Genomic DNA, 18,578 nt, shown 5'->3' with positions numbered 1-18,578 from the left:
ATGCGGACACCGGCCGAGACCCACGCACAAGCCCTGCATGCGGGCCGGTCTCAGACGGCCGCGCGCTCGGCGGACTCCATGGTGTTGACCAGCAGCATGGTGATGGTCATGGGGCCCACGCCGCCGGGCACGGGCGTGATGTAGCCTGCGACCTGCTTGACGCCTTCGAAGTCCACGTCGCCGCAGAGCTTGCCCTCGGCGTTGCGGTTCATGCCCACATCGATCACCACGGCGCCGGGCTTGACCATGTCCGCAGTCAGCACGTTGACCTTGCCCACGGCAGCCACCACGATGTCTGCCTGGCGTGTCATGGCGCCCAGATCGGCCGTGCCGCTGTGGGTGATGGTGACGGTGGCATTGGCGGCCAGCAGCATCATGGCCATGGGCTTGCCCACGATGTTGGAGCGGCCGATGACCACGGCGTGCTTGCCGCGCAGGTCCTTCATGCCGATGGATTCAAGCATCTTCATGCAACCGTAGGGCGTACAGGCCTTGAAGCCAACTTCGCCCACCATCAGCGCGCCGGCGCTGGCCACGTGGAAGCCATCGACGTCCTTGGCCGGCGAAATGGTCTCGATGACCTTGTGATCGTCGATGTGCTTGGGCAGGGGCAACTGCACCAGGATGCCATGGATGCTGGGATCGTTGTTCAATGCCTCGACGCGGGCCAGCAGCTCCGCTTGCGTCATCGCGGCATCGTACTTCTCCAGTACCGAATGGAAGCCTACATCTTCGCAGGCCTTGACCTTGTTGCGCACGTAGACCTGGGAGGCCTGGTTGTCACCGACGAGGATCACCGCCAGGCCCGGCGTGATGCCTTTGGCTTTCAGCGCGGCGGCGCGCGTGGCGACTTCCTTGCGCAGTTGTTCGGAAAGGGATTTGCCGTCGATGATTTGGGCTGTCATGGCTGGGGTTTACCAATAAAAATGCTGCTAACCCTTGATATACAAGCGCTAGCAGCTATCAGAATGGAAGTGGGCTAATCTGAAAGCACGAAAGCTTTGTGCTGGCTTTCCCCGATTATCCTGCCGATCCGGCAAGCCGGAACCGGCTCCGTGTTCAGTGGGTGGCGGCCGCCTTGGCTGCGGCCGCGGTCTGGCCTTGGCCCAGCGCGATCTTGAGCAGGTCGGCAACGGTGTTGGCGTTGAGCTTTTCCATGATGTTGGCGCGGTGCGCCTCCACGGTCTTGATGCTGATGCCCAGGTCGTCGGCGATCTGCTTGTTCAGGCGGCCTGCCACGATGCGCTCGAGCACCTGCGCCTCGCGGCCCGTGAGCTTGGCCAGCAGCGCATCGCGGTTGGCGGCCTGCTGGTGGCCGGCAAAGGCTTCGCGCGCATGGTCCAGCATGCGTTCGACCAGGCCCACCAGCTCTTCCTCGTTGAAAGGCTTCTGGATGAAGTCCAGCGCGCCTTTCTTCATGGTGTTCACGGCCATGGGCACATCGCCGTGGCCGGTGATGAACACGATGGGCAGGGGGGACTTGCGTTCGATCAGGCGGTCCTGCAGCTCCAGGCCGGTCATGCCGCCCATGCGGATGTCCACGATCAGGCAGGCAACTTCGCGGGGGTCGTAGCGCGAAAGAAAGGTCTCTGCGGAATCGAAGCAGCGGACACGGTAGTCCTTGCCTTCGAGCAGCCATTGCAACGAATCACGAACCGCTTCATCGTCATCAACTACGTACACAGTGCCTTTTTTGGGAATCAAACTCATGCAATCGTCCTCGGTATGGATTCGGTTGACGTGGCGAGTGTTGTCGTCTCCACCATTGTTGCCAGAGGCAGCCAGAAGGAAAAGCGGCAGCCAATGACCTCGGAACCATTGTAGAGGTTCTCGGCACGCATTCTTCCGTGATGCGACTCCACAATGGAGCGGCAGAGGTTCAGGCCGATGCCCATGCCTTCGGACTTGGTCGAGAAGAAGGCTTCGAAGAGATGCTCCAGCACTTCGGGCGGCAGGCCCTTGCCGGTGTCTTCCACGGTGAACTCCACGCCTTTGAGGTTTTCGAACATCTGCGGACGAACGCGCAGCTCCACGCTGCGCTGGCCTGGGGGACGGTCCGAATGGTCGATGGACTCGGCGCTGTTCTTCATCAGATTGATCAGAACCTGCTCGATCAGAATGGTGTCGGCCATCACGGGCGGCAAACGCTCCGCAACATGGGTGGACAGTTGCACGTTGCGCCGGCGCAGCTCGATGCCGGCCAGCTCCACGGCCTCGTTCACCATTTCGCTGACCTGCGCCAGGGTGCGGTTGGGCTCGCTCTTTTTCACGAAGGAGCGGATGCGCTGGATGATCTGGCCCGCGCGCTGTGCCTGGTGGGCGGTCTTTTCGAGCGCGAACTTCATCTGCTCTTCGGTCAGCGTGCCTTTTTCCAGGCGCGAGAGCATGCCCGAGCTGTAGTTGCTGATGGCCGTGAGCGGCTGGTTGAGTTCGTGTGCCACGCTGGAGGCCATCTCGCCCATGGTGATCAGGCGGCTGGCGGTCTGGGCCTTCTCGGCCTGGGCCGCGGCCTGGTCCTCGGCCAGGCGGCGCTGGGTGATATCGGTGGCAATCACCATCTGGGCCAGGCGCCCGTCGACCCAACTGAGATAGCGCGAGCGCACTTCCAGCCACTTGCCCAGGTCGGGCACGAAGATCTCCGCATTCTCGCTGCGCGCGTCGGTGAGGGAGTCGGACACGCCCGCGAGATCCTCGTCCTCGCCGCGCCGGGACTGCCTGCGCGCGGGCAGCACGCCGGCCTTGGCCACCAGCTGCAGGTGGCCTTCGGCCTGGGAGCCGAACCATTGCCTATAGAGCTTGTTGGCGAACAGCAGCTCGGCTCCGCCCAGCGGTGCCACGGAAACCGACGCATCCAGGGCTTCCAGAACGATGGTGAAGCGCTCGTAGGAGGCGGAAAGCTGTTCGCGGATGCGGTTGGGCTCGGTGATGTCGGTCATCGAGGACATCCAGCCCGTATGCTGGCCGTGGGCATCGATCAGCGGCGAGACATACAGGCGCGCATCGAACAGCGTGCCATTCTTGCGCTTCACGCGCACCTGGAAGCCGCCCACGATGGTCTTGCCCGACAATTCCTCGCGCAGTTGCGAGTGCAGGTTGTCGTAATCGTTGTCCGGCCAGTAGGAATAGGGCGGTACCTGGCCCACCAGTTCCTGTTCGCTCCAGCCCGTCATCTGGCAGAACGCCGCATTCACATAGGTGATGCGGCCCTGCAGGTCCAGTGCGCGCATGCCGGTGAGCACGGAGTTTTCCATGGCGCGGCGGAAATTGGTTTCGGCCACCAGGGCTTCCTGCGCGCGCTGGCGCCGGCGCGTGTGCCGCCAGGTGGCCAGCAGCATCCAGGCGGTCATGGCGCTCAGGGTGCCGACCAGCCAGAACAGGCCACTGCCGACCACGCCCAGCGAGGTACGGTAGGCCTGGGCACGCAGCATGAGCGAATTGCCGACGGGCGAAACGGGTACCTCGTATTCATTGGCGATGGCGCGGAAGTTCAATAGCTCGCTGGGCGTCCTCTTGCGCAGGGTGAGCGGGGTGCCGGCCAGGATGTGGCCATGGCTGTCGCGCATGGTGATGGCATAGCGCGCCATGACTTCGGTGGGCGTGCCGTAGCGCAGCAGGCTGTCCACGGAAAACTCGCCCAGCAGCTCGCCTACATAGCGGTTGTTGCTGTTGATGGGGACATGCAGCTGCAGCAGGGGAGAGGGCTCGCCGTCGCGGCCTTGGCTTTGCACATAAATGGGCTGCAGCATCTCGCGCGCCTGCTGGTAGGCGTTGACGGCATCCGCCTGGTTCAGGGTCTCGCCGGGCACGCGCAACTGGTCGGTAGCCACGGTAGGCGCGGCCTGGCTGCTCAGTACATGGCGCTTGTCGTCCAGCCAAGTGATGGACTGCAGTTCCGGATATTGGCTGATCAGCGCCTCGGAGCGGCTGGCAAAGTCGGACCTGCCCAGTTCCTTGATGCCCAGGTCGCGCGCCATGCGCATCAGCTGCTCCTGGCGCTCCAGCAGGCGCAGGCGCACGCGCTGCTGCGCGTACTCCACATCGCGCCGCAGGGCCTCCTGCTCTCGGTCGACCTCTTCCGTGCGCAGATACCAGAACGAGGCAATGATGGCTGCCATGAACATCAGCACCGAGGCCAGCGGTGCCAGCGCCGCAAAACGGTCCTGCCGTGTAGGCGAAAGACTGCGCCACCAGCTGCGCCACCAGCGCACGGGCGCGGCCATCGATTCTGCGGAGGGCTCGGCCGCAGTCACAGTCCGGGAATTGCTTGTTTGCATCCTTGCAGTGTAGGGGAGAGCCCCACTGTTTTTGCCGAGTATTTTTGTCGTTAAAGCGACGCTTTTTTTCGGGCTCCCTGTATGTGCATTTGCAGCAATTTTTTAAATTGTGAAATCACAAAGCACAATTTGAAATTTAAAAAAAATGTGCGAAACTCGCCCGCTATCGAGACAGTGATCCGGTAATTTCGGGGTCGTACAACTGGGCCCGTGCCACACCAAGCTGGCATGGAACCTGCCACGACAGCGTGTACGGCCGCTCACTGGTTCGGTCCCGGAAGTTACCTTTCTCGAAGGAGACACCTCAAATGACAGCTCAGACTGACCCTCAAGGCGCTGGCTTGCCCGCCGGCCTGGACCAACAAGAATCGCGTGAGTGGATGGATGCCCTCTCGGCCGTGATCGATCGCGAAGGCGCTGAATACGCCCACAAGCTGATCGAGGAGCTGCTCGAGCATGCACGCCAAAGCAGCGTGGACCTGCCGTTCTCGGCCAACACCGGCTATGTGAACACCATCGAGCCCAGCCAGGAGGCTCGCTGCCCCGGCAACCTCGAGATCGAACAGCGCCTGCGCGCCTACATGCGCTGGAACGCCATGGCCATGGTGGTCAAGGCCAACCGCATTCATCCCCCCGAAGGCGGTGACCTGGGCGGCCACATCGGCTCCTTCGCCTCGCTGGCCAACATGTTCGGTGCCGGCTTCAACCACTTCTGGCACGCCGAGAGCGAGAACCACGGCGGCGACTGCCTGTACATCCAGGGCCATGTGTCGCCCGGCATCTACGCCCGCGCCTACCTGGAAGGCCGCATCTCCGAAGAGCAGCTGCTGAACTTCCGCCAGGAAGTGGACGGCAAGGGCCTGTCGAGCTATCCCCATCCCAAGCTGATGCCCGACTTCTGGCAGTTCCCAACGGTGTCCATGGGCCTGGGCCCGCTGATGGCCATCTACCAGGCGCGCTTCCTGAAGTACCTGCACGCCCGCGGCATTGCCAATACCGAAAACCGCAAGGTCTGGGTGTTCTGTGGCGACGGCGAAATGGACGAGCCCGAATCGCTGGGCGCGATCAGCCTGGCCGCGCGCGAGAACCTGGACAACCTGATCTTCGTGATCAACTGCAACCTGCAGCGCCTGGACGGCCCGGTGCGCGGCAATGGCAAGATCATCCAGGAACTGGAAGGCGAATTCCGCGGTGCCGGCTGGAACGTCATCAAGCTGATCTGGGGCAAGGGCTGGGACGAGCTGCTGGCCAAGGACAAGGACGGTGCGCTGCGCAAGATCATGATGGAGTGCAACGACGGCGACTACCAGTCCTTCAAGGCCAACGACGGCGCCTATGTCCGCAAGCACTTCTTCGGCCGCGATCCCCGCACGCTGAAGATGGTCGAGCACATGAGCGACGACGAGATCTGGGCGCTGCGCCGCGGCGGCCACGATGCGCAGAAGGTCTATGCGGCCTTCCATGCCGCCAACAACGCCAAGGGCCAGCCTACCGTGCTGCTGGTCAAGACCGTCAAGGGTTTCGGCATGGGCAAGGTCGGCGAAGGCAAGAACAACGTTCACCAGACCAAGAAGCTCGATGACGACGCGATCCGCGAGTTCCGCGACCGCTTCAACATTCCGATCCCGGACAGCCAGCTGGCCGACCTGCCGTTTTACAAGCCGGCCGACGATACCCCGGAAATGAAGTACCTGCACGAGCGCCGCAAGGCCCTGGGCGGCTACCTGCCCAAGCGCCGCGAGAAGGCGGACGAGCAGTTCACCGTGCCGCCGCTGGACACCTTCAAGGCCGTGCTCGAACCCACACCCGAAGGCCGCGAGATCTCGACGACCCAGGCCTATGTGCGTTTCCTGACGCAGCTGCTGCGCGACAAGGAAATCGGCCCCCGCGTGGTGCCCATCCTGGTGGACGAGGCCCGTACCTTCGGCATGGAAGGCCTGTTCCGCCAGATCGGCATCTACAACCCCCATGGCCAGCAGTACACCCCGGTCGACAAGGACCAGGTGATGTACTACAAGGAAGACAAGGCCGGCCAGATCCTGCAGGAAGGCATCAACGAAGCGGGCGGCATGTCCAGCTGGATTGCCGCGGCGACCAGCTACAGCCACAGCAACCGCATCATGATCCCGTTCTACATCTACTATTCGATGTTCGGGTTCCAGCGCATCGGCGACCTGGCCTGGGCGGCCGGCGACCTGCAGGCGCGCGGCTTCCTGCTGGGCGGCACTTCGGGCCGCACCACGCTGAACGGCGAAGGCCTGCAGCACGAAGACGGCCACAGCCACATCCTGGCCAACACCATCCCGAACTGCATCTCCTACGATCCGACCTTCGCCCATGAAGTGGCCGTGATCATGCAGGAAGGCCTGCGCCGCATGGTGCAGAACCAGGAAAACGTCTTCTACTACCTGACGCTGCTGAACGAAAACTACGCCATGCCCGGCCTGACCCCCGGCACGGAACAGCAGATCCTCAAGGGCATGTACATGTGCAAGCCCGGCCAGAAGGTTCCCGAAAGCGGCCTGCGCGTGCAGTTGCTGGGCTCGGGCACCATCCTGCGCGAATCCTTCTTCGCCCAGGAACTGCTGCTGGCCGACTGGGGCATCGCTGCCGACGTGTGGAGCTGCCCGTCGTTCAACGAACTGACCCGCGATGGCCAGGACGCCGAGCGCTGGAACATGCTGCACCCGCTGGAGGCCGCCAAGGTCCCGTTCGTCACGCAGCAGCTGCAGGGCCATGCCGGTCCGGTCGTCGCCTCGACCGACTACATGAAGGCCTATGCCGAACAGATCCGTCCTTACATCCCCAAGGACCGCGTCTACAAGGTGCTGGGCACCGACGGTTTCGGCCGCTCGGACTTCCGCGCCAAGCTGCGCGAGCACTTCGAGGTGAACCGCCACTACATCGTGGTCGCAGCCCTGCGTGCTCTGGCCGACGAAGGCAAGATCAACGCCACCACCGTGGCCGAAGCTATCAAGAAGTACGGCATCCAGGCTGACAAGGTCAACCCGCTGTACGCCTAAGAACCACCGGAGACATTCAATATGGCATTGACAGAAATCAAAGTCCCCGACATCGGTGACTTCGCCGAAGTCGGCGTGATCGAAGTGCTGGTCAAGGTGGGTGACACCATCAAGGTCGAGCAGTCGCTGATTACCGTGGAGTCCGACAAGGCCTCCATGGAGATTCCCTCCAGCCATGCCGGCGTGCTCAAGGAGCTCAAGGTCAACCTGGGCGACAAAGTGGCCGAAGGCACGGTGATCGCCGTGGTGGAAACCGCCGACACGGCAGCGGCTCCCGCGCCGGCCGCAGCTCCTGCCCCTGCGGCCGCTGCACCGGCTACCGCCGCAGCCCCTGTGGCAGCCGCCGCTCCTGCGGCCGCTGCTCCCGCGGCAGCCAGCACGCTGGACATCAAGGTGCCCGATATCGGCGACTTCAAGGACGTGGCCGTCATCGAGATCCTGGTCAAGGCGGGCGATACCGTGACGGCCGAGCAGTCGCTGTTCACCGTGGAGTCCGACAAGGCATCGATGGAGATTCCGTCCCCCGCTGCCGGCACCATCACGGCCCTGAGCATCAAGATCGGCGACAAGGTCAACGTGGGCGACGTCGTCGGCCAGATGAGCGTGCAGGGCGCTGCGCCCGCACAGGCGGCGGCCCCTGCGGCTGCTCCGGCTGCCGCCCCCGCTGCTGCGGTGGCAGCTCCCGTGGCCACAGCCGCACCGGCTGCTGCCCCAGTGGCTGCGCCGGCTGCCATGCCTGCGCACAATCCCACCGTGGCACCTACCGGCAGCCTGCCTTACGCATCGCCTTCCGTGCGCAAGTTCGCCCGCGAACTGGGCGTGCCGCTGGCCGAGGTCAAGGGCTCGGGCAACAAGGGCCGCATCACCCAGGAGGACGTGCAGGCCTTCACCAAGTCGGTGATGGCAGGTGCCGTGCAGACGCTGGCGCAGCAGGCCGCTGCTCCGAAGTCGGGCGGTTCCGGCGTCGGCCTGGACCTGCTGCCCTGGCCCAAGGTCGACTTCGCCAAGTTCGGCCCCATCGAACGCAAGGAGCTGTCGCGGATCAAGAAGATCAGCGGCGCGAACCTGACGCGCAACGCGATCATGATTCCGGCCGTCACCAACCATGACGACGCCGACATCACCGATCTCGAAGCCTTCCGCGTCTCCACCAACAAGGAGAACGAAAAGAGCGGCATCAAGGTCACGATGCTGGCCTTCCTGATCAAGGCCTGCGTGGCCGCGCTCAAGAAGTTCCCCGAGTTCAACAGCTCGCTGGACGGCGATGCGCTGATCTACAAGCAGTACTACCACATCGGCTTCGCGGCCGATACGCCCAACGGCCTGGTCGTTCCCGTCATCAAGGACGCCGACAAGAAGGGCGTGCTGCAGATCAGCCAGGAAATGGGCGAACTGGCGAAGAAGGCCCGCGACGGCAAGCTCGGCCCGGCCGACATGACCGGCGCCACCTTCACCATCTCGTCGCTGGGCGGCATCGGCGGGCGCTACTTCACGCCCATCATCAATGCGCCCGAAGTGGCCATCCTGGGCGTGTGCCGCTCCAACATCGAGCCCGTGTGGGACGGCAAGGCCTTCCAGCCGCGCCTGATGCTGCCGCTGTCGCTGACCTGGGATCACCGCGTGATCGACGGTGCCGCTGCCGCGCGCTTCAACGCCTACCTCGGCCAGATCCTGGCGGATTTCCGCCGCATCCTGCTCTAAGAAGCGGCTGACAGGCAGGCCGATTTTTAGTGAAATCGGCCTGTAGCGCTTATCTGAACTGCGCAAGCAGCTATCTTTTTAGATGCATTGCGCTTCACCTTGCCAGCCCTTTAGCGACATGAGTGAGATGAAGAACCTGAGACAGCATCCCATCGAGCATCTGCGTGGCGTCATTCCCGGTATCCGGCCTTTTCCGGATGCGGCTGACGTCTTCGCCGAGCCGGTCGAGAAGTACGCGCGGCATTTTCTGCCGCTGGTCACCATCGACCTGGCCTTGCTCGACGATGCCTGGAGCGGGCCTATTCATCTTGTCGCCCCCTGCGAGCCCTACGAAGGGCAAGTCGGGGAATGGGGGGGCGAGGAGTTTGGCAACGCGCTGCTCAAGCCTGACTGGCTGGCTTTCAAGCTCAACGAACAAGGCAAGTACGAGCTGCTGGGCGACTGGCGCTACTTCATGCTGGAGCAGGATAGGGCCGACTGGGCGGAAAAATCGCTCGACTGGCGCGAGGTGCGCACCCAGCATCGTGAACTGGTCAAACTGGGCGTGGAGCCACCGTTCGAACTGCACCACGAGGCCAAGTACTCATGGCGCGATGTGATGGAGTTGCATTACGCAACCCAGCACGCGGCATATGAGCAGGCCAGGCGGGACTTTCTGGCCCATGGCTGGAATGCTGCGAACGAGTGGGACGACCCCGCTGAAGTTGCCAAGCTGCCACTGTATGAGCCAGGCACCGATTGCTACGAAACCAGTTCCGGGCGATATCTGCTCGGCGTGCTGGGCGGCCCTTCCTGGGGCGGCAACTGGAGCAATCTGACGAATGAGCTGCTGAGCGACATCGGCACGGACGATGGCATTCACCCCATCCACCCCGAAACCGGCGCGCATTTCGAGTTCATCTGCAGTGCCAATGCCGATGCGTTTGCCGCAACCGGCACCGAAACCCTGCTTTTCTACGAGCCTGAAAGCCGTACTGTATTGCTGACTTTTGACTGGAGCTAAGGCGTCAGCCGCCAGGCTTCAACCCGGAAATACCGTTTTCAGCTGCCCGAGCGAATCGGGCGGCGCAGAGACAAAAACCAAGATAGGAGCGCATATGAGCCTCATCGATATCAAGGTGCCCGACATCGGCGACTTCGCCGAAGTGGGCGTGATCGAACTGCTGGTGCAGCCCGGTGACACCGTGGCCGTGGACCAGTCCCTGATCACCGTGGAGAGCGACAAGGCCTCCATGGAAATTCCTTCGAGCCACGCCGGCGTGGTCAAGGAGATCAAGGTCAAGATCGGCGACAAGGTCAGTGAAGGTTCGGTGATCCTCGCACTGGAAGCCTCCGATGCAGGCGCTGCAGCACCGGCTCCGGCCGCTGCAGCTCCTGCACCTGCGGCCGCTCCTGCACAGACGCCCGCCGTGGCGGCACCTGTCGCAGCGCCTGTCGCCGGCAACTACAGCGGCCAGGTGGATGAAGACTGCGACGTGGTGGTGCTCGGCGGCGGCCCTGGCGGCTACTCCGCCGCCTTCCGCGCGGCGGACCTGGGCCTGAAGGTCGTGCTGGTCGAGCGCTACAAGACGCTGGGCGGCGTGTGCCTGAACGTGGGCTGCATTCCCTCCAAGGCGCTGCTGCACGTGGCCGCCGTCATGGACGAGGTCAAGCACCTGGAAGTGGCCGGCATCAAGTTCGGCGCGCCCGAAGTGTCCATCGACACGCTGCGTGGCCACAAGGAGAAGGTCATCGGCAAGCTGACCGGCGGCCTGGGCCAGATGGCCAAGATGCGCAAGGTCACCATCGTGCGCGGCTACGGCAACTTCGTGAGCGCCAACCACATCGAAGTGCAGGAAACCTCCGGCGACGGCCAGGAAAAGACCGGCACCAAGAAGGTCGTGCAGTTCAAGAAGGCCATCATCGCTGCGGGCTCCGAGGCCGTGCACCTGCCTTTCCTGCCCAAGGACGAGCGCATCGTCGACTCGACCGGTGCCCTGGCCCTCAAGAGCGTGCCCAAGCGCATGCTGATCCTGGGCGGCGGCATCATCGGCCTGGAGATGGGCACCGTCTACAGCACGCTGGGCGCACGCCTGGACGTGGTGGAAATGATGGACGGCCTGATGCAGGGCGCCGATCGCGACCTGGTCAAGGTCTGGCAGAAGATGAACGCGCCGCGCTTCGACAACATCATGGTCAACACCAAGACCGTGGGTGCCGAAGCCACGCCCGAAGGCATCAAGGTCACGTTCGAGCCTGCCAAGGATGGCGTCACCGTGCCCGAGCCGCAGACTTACGACCTGGTACTGCAGGCCGTGGGACGCACGCCCAACGGCAAGAAGATCGGTGCCGAGGCGGCCGGCGTGGCCGTGACCGACCGTGGCTTCATCAACGTCGACATCCAGATGCGCACCAACGTGCCCCACATCTTCGCGATCGGCGACATCGTGGGCCAGCCCATGCTGGCACACAAGGCCGTGCACGAAGCGCACGTGGCTGCCGAAGTCATCGCCGGTGAACTGCAAGGCAACAAGGAGCTGGCCTCGGCCGCCTTCAACGCCCGCGTGATCCCCAGCGTGGCCTATACCGACCCCGAAGTGGCCTGGGTGGGCCTGACCGAGGACCAGGCCAAGGCGCAGGGCATCAAGGTCAAGAAGGGCCTGTTCCCCTGGGCTGCTTCCGGCCGCGCCATCGCCAATGGCCGCGACGAAGGCTTCACCAAGCTGCTGTTCGACGATTCGCCGGAAGCCCACGGCCATGGCCGCATCCTGGGCGGCGGTATCGTCGGCACGCATGCGGGCGACATGATCGGCGAGATCGCCCTGGCCATCGAGATGGGGGCCGACACCGTGGACATCGGCAAGACCATCCATCCCCACCCGACCCTGGGCGAGAGCATCGGCATGGCCGCTGAAGTGGCGCACGGTTCCTGCACGGACGTGCCTCCGGCACGCAAGTAAGCGTTTCAACGCTTGCTGAAGCAAAGGCAGCCTTCGGGCTGCCTTTTTTCGTTTGAAATGGCTGCCTGTGCCGGTTGATTTCCTGATCGGGAAATATGATTGCTTTCCGCCGTGTCTGCTTACATAATTTCCCGAACGGGAATTTTCATCTCCGATCACATATGACCACCATCCATACGGCAGACCAACTGGGCACAGCCCTGCGCACGGCCCGCAAACAACTGGGGCTGACTCAGCCGCAACTGGCGCTGGCAGCCGGGGTGGGCACGCGTTTTATTGTGGATCTGGAGTCAGGCAAGCCGACGGTGCGGCTGGAACATGTGCTGCGCGTGATTGATGCACTGGGGGGGGAGTTGCAGCTGGCTGGCTTGCCGGTTGCTGCGCCTGAAGGCACTGCAGAACGAGCCGCCGCGGTTGAGGAAAGGAGGGGCCATGGCGTATGAACTGGAAGTCTGGCTGTTTGAACGGCGCGTCGGCAGTCTGTCGCTGGTGAACGGGCGGCTGAGCTTTACCTATGCGCCCGACTGGTTGGCGTTGCCGCAGGCTACCGCCTTGTCCCAATCTCTGCCCTTGCAGGCCCAGTCGTTTGACGACCACCAGACTCGGCCTTTCTTTGCGGGATTGCTGCCCGAAGGGCAGATGCGCAGGCTGATTGCCCGGCAGTTTCAGGTGTCGGGCCAGAACGATTTCGCGCTGCTGGACCATATCGGCGGCGAATGCGCGGGAGCCGTGACTTTTCTGGAGCCGGGGTATGCGTCGCCTCGGATTGGCGCGGTTGACGATGTGGAGTGGCTCGGCGATGACAGACTGCTCGCTTTGCTGGATGAGCTGCCGCGCCGCCCCATGCTGGCCGGAGATGACGGGTTGCGGCTGTCACTGGCCGGGGCGCAGGACAAGCTGCCCGTGGTTTTCGACGGCCGGCGCTTTGGCCTGCCGCGCAACGGCGCACCCAGTTCGCATATCTTGAAACCCCCCATCCATGCGGTGGAGGACAGCGTGGCCAATGAGGGCTTTTGCATGCTGCTGGCCGAAGCGATGGGGCTGCGCCCGGCGCAAGCCCGTATCCACCAGGTGCGGGGCCGTTCCTTTCTGCTGGTGGAGCGCTATGACAGGGCCCTGAATGATGCAGGGTTGCGCCAGCGCCTGCATCAGGAAGACTTTTGCCAGGCGTTGGGCGTGGCGCCCGAGATGAAATATCAGAACGAGGGGGGCCCGGACTTGGGGCAGTGCTTTGCACTGCTGCGTGGTGTGACCCGTCCCAGCGCGCCGCAGGTGCTGAGGCTGCTGGATGGCGTGATCTTCAATGCCCTGATCGGCAACCATGATGCGCACGGCAAGAACTTTTCACTGCTCTATGGGGGCAAGTCTCCCGTGCTGGCACCGTTTTACGACCTGCTTTCGACGGCGATCTACCCGACGCTGACGCCCAGGATGGCGATGAAAATCGGCAGCAAATACAAATTCAGCGAGGTGGAGGCTCGCCACTGGGAGCAGTTTGCAGAAAGTGCCGGGTTGGCCAAGGCCGCAACCCGAAAGCGTCTGCAGACCTTCGCAAAGGAGCTGCCCCTGGTCGCGCGGCAGCTGCAGGGAGCCCCGCAGCACGGTTTTGCGGGCAATGCGGTGGTCGAGCAGATTGCCGGGCTCATTGAGCAACGCTGCGCCTTGACGGCGAAGCGGCTGGCGACTGGCGAATTAAACGCCTGATCTGCAACAAAGTTACCCAAAGGACTTCTTGCAAAAAAATTCCTGATCGGGAATTTTTTTAGTCAAAGAGGCACTCAAGAGTGAATATTTCCTGATCGGTAAATATTCACCTTTTCCTGGAAACCTCGGATCAGCGACCACGCAATCCGCCAAGGTGGCGGACGCAAAGAGCCGAGACTTGGCTCAAGCCGCAATCACCTTGACCTCGTAGCCCTTGCCTGTGGCAATGACCTGCAGCAGGCGGTCGATATTCGGATGGGATCCGGGGTGGGCCCTGGCATCTTCGGTGTGCTCGGCAAAAAGCTCCAGGCCTTCCTGGGCCGCGGCGGCGTTGATGCTGCCGTGCTTGGCCGCAAGGGCGTTGTAGACCGTGACCGAACCGGCCTTGCCCGGGGTGTTCGGAATGGTGGCGGCGAGCTGGCCGTCCGTGTCTATCAGCTGCAGTTCGGCGATATGGGCAATGGGCGGCAGTGCGCGCAGGTTGTCAGCAAAGGCCATGGTGTTCAGGCTTGTAAAACGAAAAGCGCTTATTGTGGGGGATGCCGGCGGTTCAGTTATCGAACCGGCCGTCATGGCCCCAGCCCATGCCAAGATGCTGATACCTGGGTTGGAGACGGTGAACGCATGCCGAATCTGTGCTGCTTGCCTTTTTTGCTTCCAATTGGATAGCTGCTGGCGCTTGTAGGGCGGGCGCTGGAGCCTGATTTGATCAAAGTGCCTCGGCATCCCCAGCCGGCAGATGGGGTTCCAGCTGGCGGAGGGCAGCCTGCAGGCGCTGCTGCTGTGCGTCGTCGGCATGGTCGCTGTCGTGCAGCTCGGCGATCTGTTCTTCAATCGTCGCATGCATGGCCTTGGCCAGTGCCTGCCAGTCGCCGGGGGCTGCCAGCTGCCGGGCGGCCTGGGGCAGATCGCAGGCCGGCGAGCAGGCCAGCGACAGCTTGCGCACTGCGTTGAGCGCAAACGGCGGACACAGCAGGATCTGGATGGCGACGGAGCGCGCGGTCCGGGCCTCGGTATGGCCCAGACGGCCGTGGCGCACGCAGAGCAGGGCCAGCCACAGGGTACTCAGGTAGATCAGCGCCAGCGCCACAAGCTGCGCCGTCTCCGAATGCAAGACGAAGAAGGAGGCCGGCAGTGCGCCGAACAGAAGCAGTGCCAGGAGGTACAGCGGCAGGACAAAGGGCGCAAAGCTGGCGGCATGCCGGGCCAGTTCCTGCACGGCCGGGGATTCGTCCGGCAGCCGGATATGGCCCGGGTTCCAGCGCAGCCGGTAGACAGGCTGGTGTGGCTGCAGCACGGGCGGCCACAGCAGATAGGCGCGGCGCAGCTCGAAGCCCTGCGTGGCCAGTTGCGCACGCCAGCTGTTGCTGCGGGTACGGCGCAGCAGGCCTTCGCCGGCCTGCAGGCCCACGGCGGCGTCGTACAGGTAGAAAATGCAGATCGCCAGAAGAATCTGCGCCTCCGCGCTCACGGTGAAATACACGGCAATCGGACTTTCGCAATGAAGAGGCTGCCCCGCTGAACCAAGGGGCGGAAAAGGCAAACCCCGCGATCTTAGCGATGCGCGGGGCCGGAAGCTGCGGTGCAGGCGGGACTTATGCGGCGTTCTTGTCGCGCTTGAAGAACTTGCCGATGCCGGCGAACAGCGCCACGAAGGCGGCGGCAATCAGTTTCCAGGCGCCGGCCAGGAAGCCGCCGATCACGGCCCACAGGCCTTTCTTGGTGGCCACGGCCGCGGCTCCGCCCAGCACCAGCGCACCCAGGCCGATGGTGGCCAGCTTGTCGCCGTTCTTGAATTCGGAGTAGGCCAGGCCGCTGTTGTAGCTGAATCCCGTCAGCACCTTCTTGAATTCGTCGGTGTTCTTGGCCAGAGCCTCGGTATCGGAGACCAGGGTGGCGCTCATCACGCCGGTGCGGCCCAGGATGCGCGAGGTGTAGTTCACATTGCGCTGGCCCGACTCATCGCGCAGGCGCAAGCCCCATTCCAGACGGCGCGTGCCTTCGTCGTAGTGGGGCGGCACCTGCCAGCCTTCGGTGTACAGCGCTTCCAGGCCCAGCTTCTTGCGCTCCTTGTTGCCGGCCTCGTCGCCGGCCTGCATGGACTTGAGCAGCGCCGCCGCGTCGATCTTCTCGTCGTCCTTGATATAGCCGGTCTCGTCGAACGAGAACACGGCGAACCAGTCCAGCGACCTGGGCGCGATCAGAAAATGCTCGCTGGTCGGCGGGTTGCCATACATCTGCAGCAGCTTGGAGGTGTCCTGCTCGCCCAGAAAGGCATAGCCGGCAGGAATCTTCACGCTGGCCTTGCCGGCAATCTCGCCTTCGCCCTTGTCGATCCAGTGCAAGGCCTTGATCTGCTCGGGCAGCTGCTGGCTGTCGTCATTCTGGGCCCAGAGGCCGAAAGACATGGAAAGGCCCACAATCGCGGCTGCGATGGATTTGAACATGGTGATTTTCCCCGTTGTTATGAGTTGGTATGCGTTGTGCCGCGGCAAGGCCGCAGGCGCGCCTGGCGCCTGGCTGTACCGGCCTGACACAGGACTGGTGCGCGATTTATAAACGCAGAACGCGGCCCGAAAGTGGTTGGCAAAGCAAATAATCATGGCGTCCCTGTAGGCGCTTTTCGCCAGTTGGCGCTGGGCGCCGCAGATCCGATGCCGGGCGCGAAATGGGCAGGAAGGGGCCAGCCGCACGGGCTTTGGCTGAAACACTGCTGACCGATTCGCAATATTGATAGCTGCCACCGCTTGCACAATGGGCCGCACGACCCCAAAGGCTTGAAATGTGCAGAGCCGGGCCGCCTCCATGGAGATTGCTATGTCCACCACCAACGAATCCTCGCCGCTGCCGTTCCTCGAAGGGCGCGCGCATCTGGGCCTGGGCTCCTGGCATCTGGGCCAGGGGCGTCGTGACTGGGATACCGAAATGCAGGCGCTGATTGCCGGCGTGCAGCTGGGCCTGAGCGTGATCGACACGGCCGAAATGTATGGCGATGGCCTGTCGGAAGAATTGATCGGCGATGCGCTGCGCCAGCTGCCCCCAGGCAGCGGGCAGCCCTTTCTGGTGAGCAAGGTGCTGCCCCACAACGCCAGCCGCCGCGGCGTGGTGCGTGCCTTCGAGGCCAGCCGCCAGCGCCTGGGCGTCAGGTGCATAGACCTGTATCTGCTGCATTGGCGCGGCAGCACCCCGCTGGCCGAGACGGTGGCTGCATTCGAGGAGCTCAAGGCCGAAGGCAAGATCAGGCACTGGGGTGTTTCCAATTTCGACACCGATGACATGCAGGAGCTGTGGCGCATTCCCCAGGGCCGCAACTGCGTGGTCAACCAGGTGCTCTACAACGTGCAAAGCCGCGGCATCGAGTACGACCTGCTGCCCTGGTGCAGGGAGCACGGCGTGGGCGTGATGGCCTATTGCCCGCTGGGCCACAGCGACCTGATCGGCGACCCGCTGCTGGCCGAGATCGGCGACAGGCACGGCGTCGGCGGCACGGCCGTGGCCCTGGCATGGGCGATGCGCAGCGGACAGGTGATCGCGATTCCCGAAAGCGGGTCGGCCGAGCATATCCATGACAATGCCGCCGCGCTTTCGCTCAAGCTCGATGCCGATGACCTGGCACGGATCGACGCCGCCTCGCCGCCGCCGCGGCGCAAGCAGCCGCTGGATATTCTTTGAGTCAGAGGAACAGCGCTCCCGCCAGCGCGCCCAGGCCCACCACGGATATGGGCGCGGCGCGCCCCCAGACCAGCAGGCCGAAGCACAGCAGGGCCAGCGCCATGTCGGCGCGGCCGTGGATGGCGCTGGTCCACACCGGGTCGTACAAGGCTGCCGCCAGAATGCCGACGACGGCGGCATTGATGCCGGCCAGCGCCTTGCGCACGCCCAGGTTGTCGCGCAGGCTTTCCCAGAATGGCAGTGCGCCCAGCACCAGCAGCGCCGCGGGAACGAAAATGCAGACCAGGGCCAGCAGCCCGCCGGGCCAGCCGCGCAGGCCGGCGTCCAGCGGCAGCACGGCGCCCAGATAGGCGGCCAGCGTGAACAAGGGGCCGGGCACGGCCTGGGCCGCGGCATAGCCGGCCAGGAAGCGGTCGGCATCGATCCAGCCGGGCTCCACGACTCCGGCCTGCAGCAGGGGCAGCACCACATGGCCGCCGCCAAAGACCAGCGAGCCGGCCTGGTAGAACACGGCCGCAGCCTGCACGGGCAGAGAGGGATGCCGCCAGGCCACCAGGGGCAGCAGCACGAGCAGGGCCAGAAACAGCGTCAGCAGCACGGCTCCGGCTGTTCTGGAAATACCGAAATCGATCGATGCGGTCCGGGCCGTCACGGCCGGGGGCGGCAGCAGGCAATAGCCCGTCGCGGCCGCTGCGGCGATGACGGCGCCCTGTGTCCAGGCCCCGGGCCACAGCAACAGCAGGGCGGCGCACAGCACGGCCAGGCCGGCGCGCGGCCGGTCGGGGCACAGGTTCTTGCCCATGCCGTGAACCGCCTGGGTGACCACGGCCACGGCCACGATCTTGAGGCCGTGCAGCACGCCGGGCGTCAGCCAGTGCGCGCTGCCGGCCGCGCCCAGTGCCAGGGCCAGCAGCAGCAGGGCCGAGGGCAGCGTGAATGCCAGCCAGGCCAGCAATGCGCCGCCCCAGCCCGCGCGCAGCATGCCCAGGGCCATGCCCACCTGGCTGCTGGCCGGGCCGGGGAGGAACTGGCACAGCGCGACCAGGTCGGCGTATTGCGCATCGCCGAGCCAGCGGCGGCGCTCGACGAATTCCGAGCGGAAGTAGCCGAGATGGGCGATCGGCCCGCCGAACGAGGTCAGCCCCAGCTTGAGAAAGGCCAGGCCGACCTCGCCAAGGCGATGCCGGGGTGCTGGCGCAGAAGAAACGGGCTCTGGCATGTGGGTGTCGGGTTGTTGGACAGTGCCCGCTAGTGTGCCCAAATAT

The 18,578-nt window shown here is 64.1% G+C and carries 14 protein-coding genes; 7 read left to right on the top strand and 7 right to left on the bottom strand.

Features of this window, described 5'->3' with window-relative positions:
- Positions 1–50 precede the first annotated feature (50 nt).
- The 3 genes from folD to Cte04_RS13350 all read right to left on the bottom strand — a co-directional run bounded on the left by folD (position 51) and on the right by Cte04_RS13350 (position 4,274).
- The gene (folD, locus tag Cte04_RS13360; RefSeq protein WP_066478346.1) at positions 51–905 is read right to left on the bottom strand and encodes a bifunctional methylenetetrahydrofolate dehydrogenase/methenyltetrahydrofolate cyclohydrolase FolD; all 855 of its coding nucleotides are present in this window, start codon (positions 903–905) and stop codon (positions 51–53) included.
- 154 nt (positions 906–1,059) lie between these two features.
- The gene (locus Cte04_RS13355) at positions 1,060–1,710 is read right to left on the bottom strand and encodes a response regulator transcription factor (protein WP_066478341.1); all 651 of its coding nucleotides are present in this window, start codon (positions 1,708–1,710) and stop codon (positions 1,060–1,062) included.
- Complete coding sequence (locus tag Cte04_RS13350) at positions 1,707–4,274, bottom strand: PAS domain-containing sensor histidine kinase (RefSeq protein ID WP_066478338.1); 2,568 nt, start codon at positions 4,272–4,274, stop codon at positions 1,707–1,709. The genes Cte04_RS13355 and Cte04_RS13350 overlap by 4 nt, the downstream gene beginning before the upstream one ends.
- Before the next feature lie 308 nt (positions 4,275–4,582).
- Between Cte04_RS13350 and aceE the strand changes: the two genes are divergently transcribed.
- The 6 genes from aceE to Cte04_RS13320 all read left to right on the top strand — a co-directional run bounded on the left by aceE (position 4,583) and on the right by Cte04_RS13320 (position 13,641).
- The gene (gene aceE / locus Cte04_RS13345) at positions 4,583–7,297 is read left to right on the top strand and encodes a pyruvate dehydrogenase (acetyl-transferring), homodimeric type (protein WP_066478333.1); all 2,715 of its coding nucleotides are present in this window, start codon (positions 4,583–4,585) and stop codon (positions 7,295–7,297) included.
- A gap of 21 nt (positions 7,298–7,318) precedes the next feature.
- Positions 7,319–8,998 carry a dihydrolipoyllysine-residue acetyltransferase gene (gene aceF, locus Cte04_RS13340; RefSeq protein ID WP_066478329.1) on the top strand — a complete coding sequence of 560 codons (1,680 nt, stop codon included), beginning with the start codon at positions 7,319–7,321 and terminating at the stop codon, positions 8,996–8,998.
- A gap of 127 nt (positions 8,999–9,125) precedes the next feature.
- Positions 9,126–10,001, top strand: a complete 876-nt coding sequence (locus Cte04_RS13335) for a hypothetical protein (protein WP_066478328.1) — start codon at positions 9,126–9,128, stop codon at positions 9,999–10,001.
- 94 nt (positions 10,002–10,095) lie between these two features.
- Positions 10,096–11,937 carry a dihydrolipoyl dehydrogenase gene (gene lpdA / locus Cte04_RS13330; protein ID WP_066478327.1) on the top strand — a complete coding sequence of 614 codons (1,842 nt, stop codon included), beginning with the start codon at positions 10,096–10,098 and terminating at the stop codon, positions 11,935–11,937.
- A gap of 161 nt (positions 11,938–12,098) precedes the next feature.
- Positions 12,099–12,380 (top strand): type II toxin-antitoxin system RelB family anti-toxin, encoded by a 282-nt coding sequence (locus tag Cte04_RS13325; RefSeq protein WP_066478326.1) that lies wholly within the window; start codon positions 12,099–12,101, stop codon positions 12,378–12,380.
- On the top strand, positions 12,370–13,641 hold the full coding sequence (locus Cte04_RS13320) for a type II toxin-antitoxin system HipA family toxin (RefSeq protein ID WP_066478323.1): 1,272 nt from the start codon (positions 12,370–12,372) through the stop codon (positions 13,639–13,641). Before Cte04_RS13325 ends, Cte04_RS13320 begins: the two co-directional genes overlap by 11 nt.
- Positions 13,642–13,824: 183 nt before the next feature.
- Here Cte04_RS13320 and Cte04_RS13315 read toward each other — a convergent pair whose 3' ends face one another.
- The 3 genes from Cte04_RS13315 to Cte04_RS13305 form a co-directional block, all read right to left on the bottom strand.
- The gene (locus Cte04_RS13315; RefSeq protein ID WP_066478319.1) at positions 13,825–14,139 is read right to left on the bottom strand and encodes a DUF2322 family protein; all 315 of its coding nucleotides are present in this window, start codon (positions 14,137–14,139) and stop codon (positions 13,825–13,827) included.
- A 211-nt stretch (positions 14,140–14,350) separates the two neighbouring features.
- Positions 14,351–15,124: a hypothetical protein gene (locus Cte04_RS13310; protein WP_066478316.1), complete on the bottom strand. Its 774-nt coding sequence runs from the start codon at positions 15,122–15,124 to the stop codon at positions 14,351–14,353.
- Positions 15,125–15,236: 112 nt separating this feature from the next.
- Complete coding sequence (locus tag Cte04_RS13305) at positions 15,237–16,088, bottom strand: DUF2167 domain-containing protein (protein WP_066478314.1); 852 nt, start codon at positions 16,086–16,088, stop codon at positions 15,237–15,239.
- Positions 16,089–16,458: 370 nt separating this feature from the next.
- Between Cte04_RS13305 and Cte04_RS13300 the strand changes: the two genes are divergently transcribed.
- A complete protein-coding gene (locus tag Cte04_RS13300) occupies positions 16,459–17,313 on the top strand; it encodes an aldo/keto reductase (protein WP_066478312.1) in 855 nt (284 codons plus the stop codon).
- A 1-nt stretch (position 17,314) separates the two neighbouring features.
- Here the strand turns inward: Cte04_RS13300 and chrA are convergent, their stop codons facing one another.
- Positions 17,315–18,532 (bottom strand): chromate efflux transporter, encoded by a 1,218-nt coding sequence (gene chrA / locus Cte04_RS13295; RefSeq protein ID WP_066478310.1) that lies wholly within the window; start codon positions 18,530–18,532, stop codon positions 17,315–17,317.
- Positions 18,533–18,578 lie beyond the last annotated feature (46 nt).

The sequence above is a fragment of the Comamonas terrae genome (genome assembly GCF_001544075.1).
Classification (GTDB): domain Bacteria; phylum Pseudomonadota; class Gammaproteobacteria; order Burkholderiales; family Burkholderiaceae_C; genus Comamonas; species Comamonas terrae.
The sequence above is the reverse complement of the archived record's forward strand: the minus strand, read 5'-3'. Positions and strand labels throughout refer to the sequence as shown.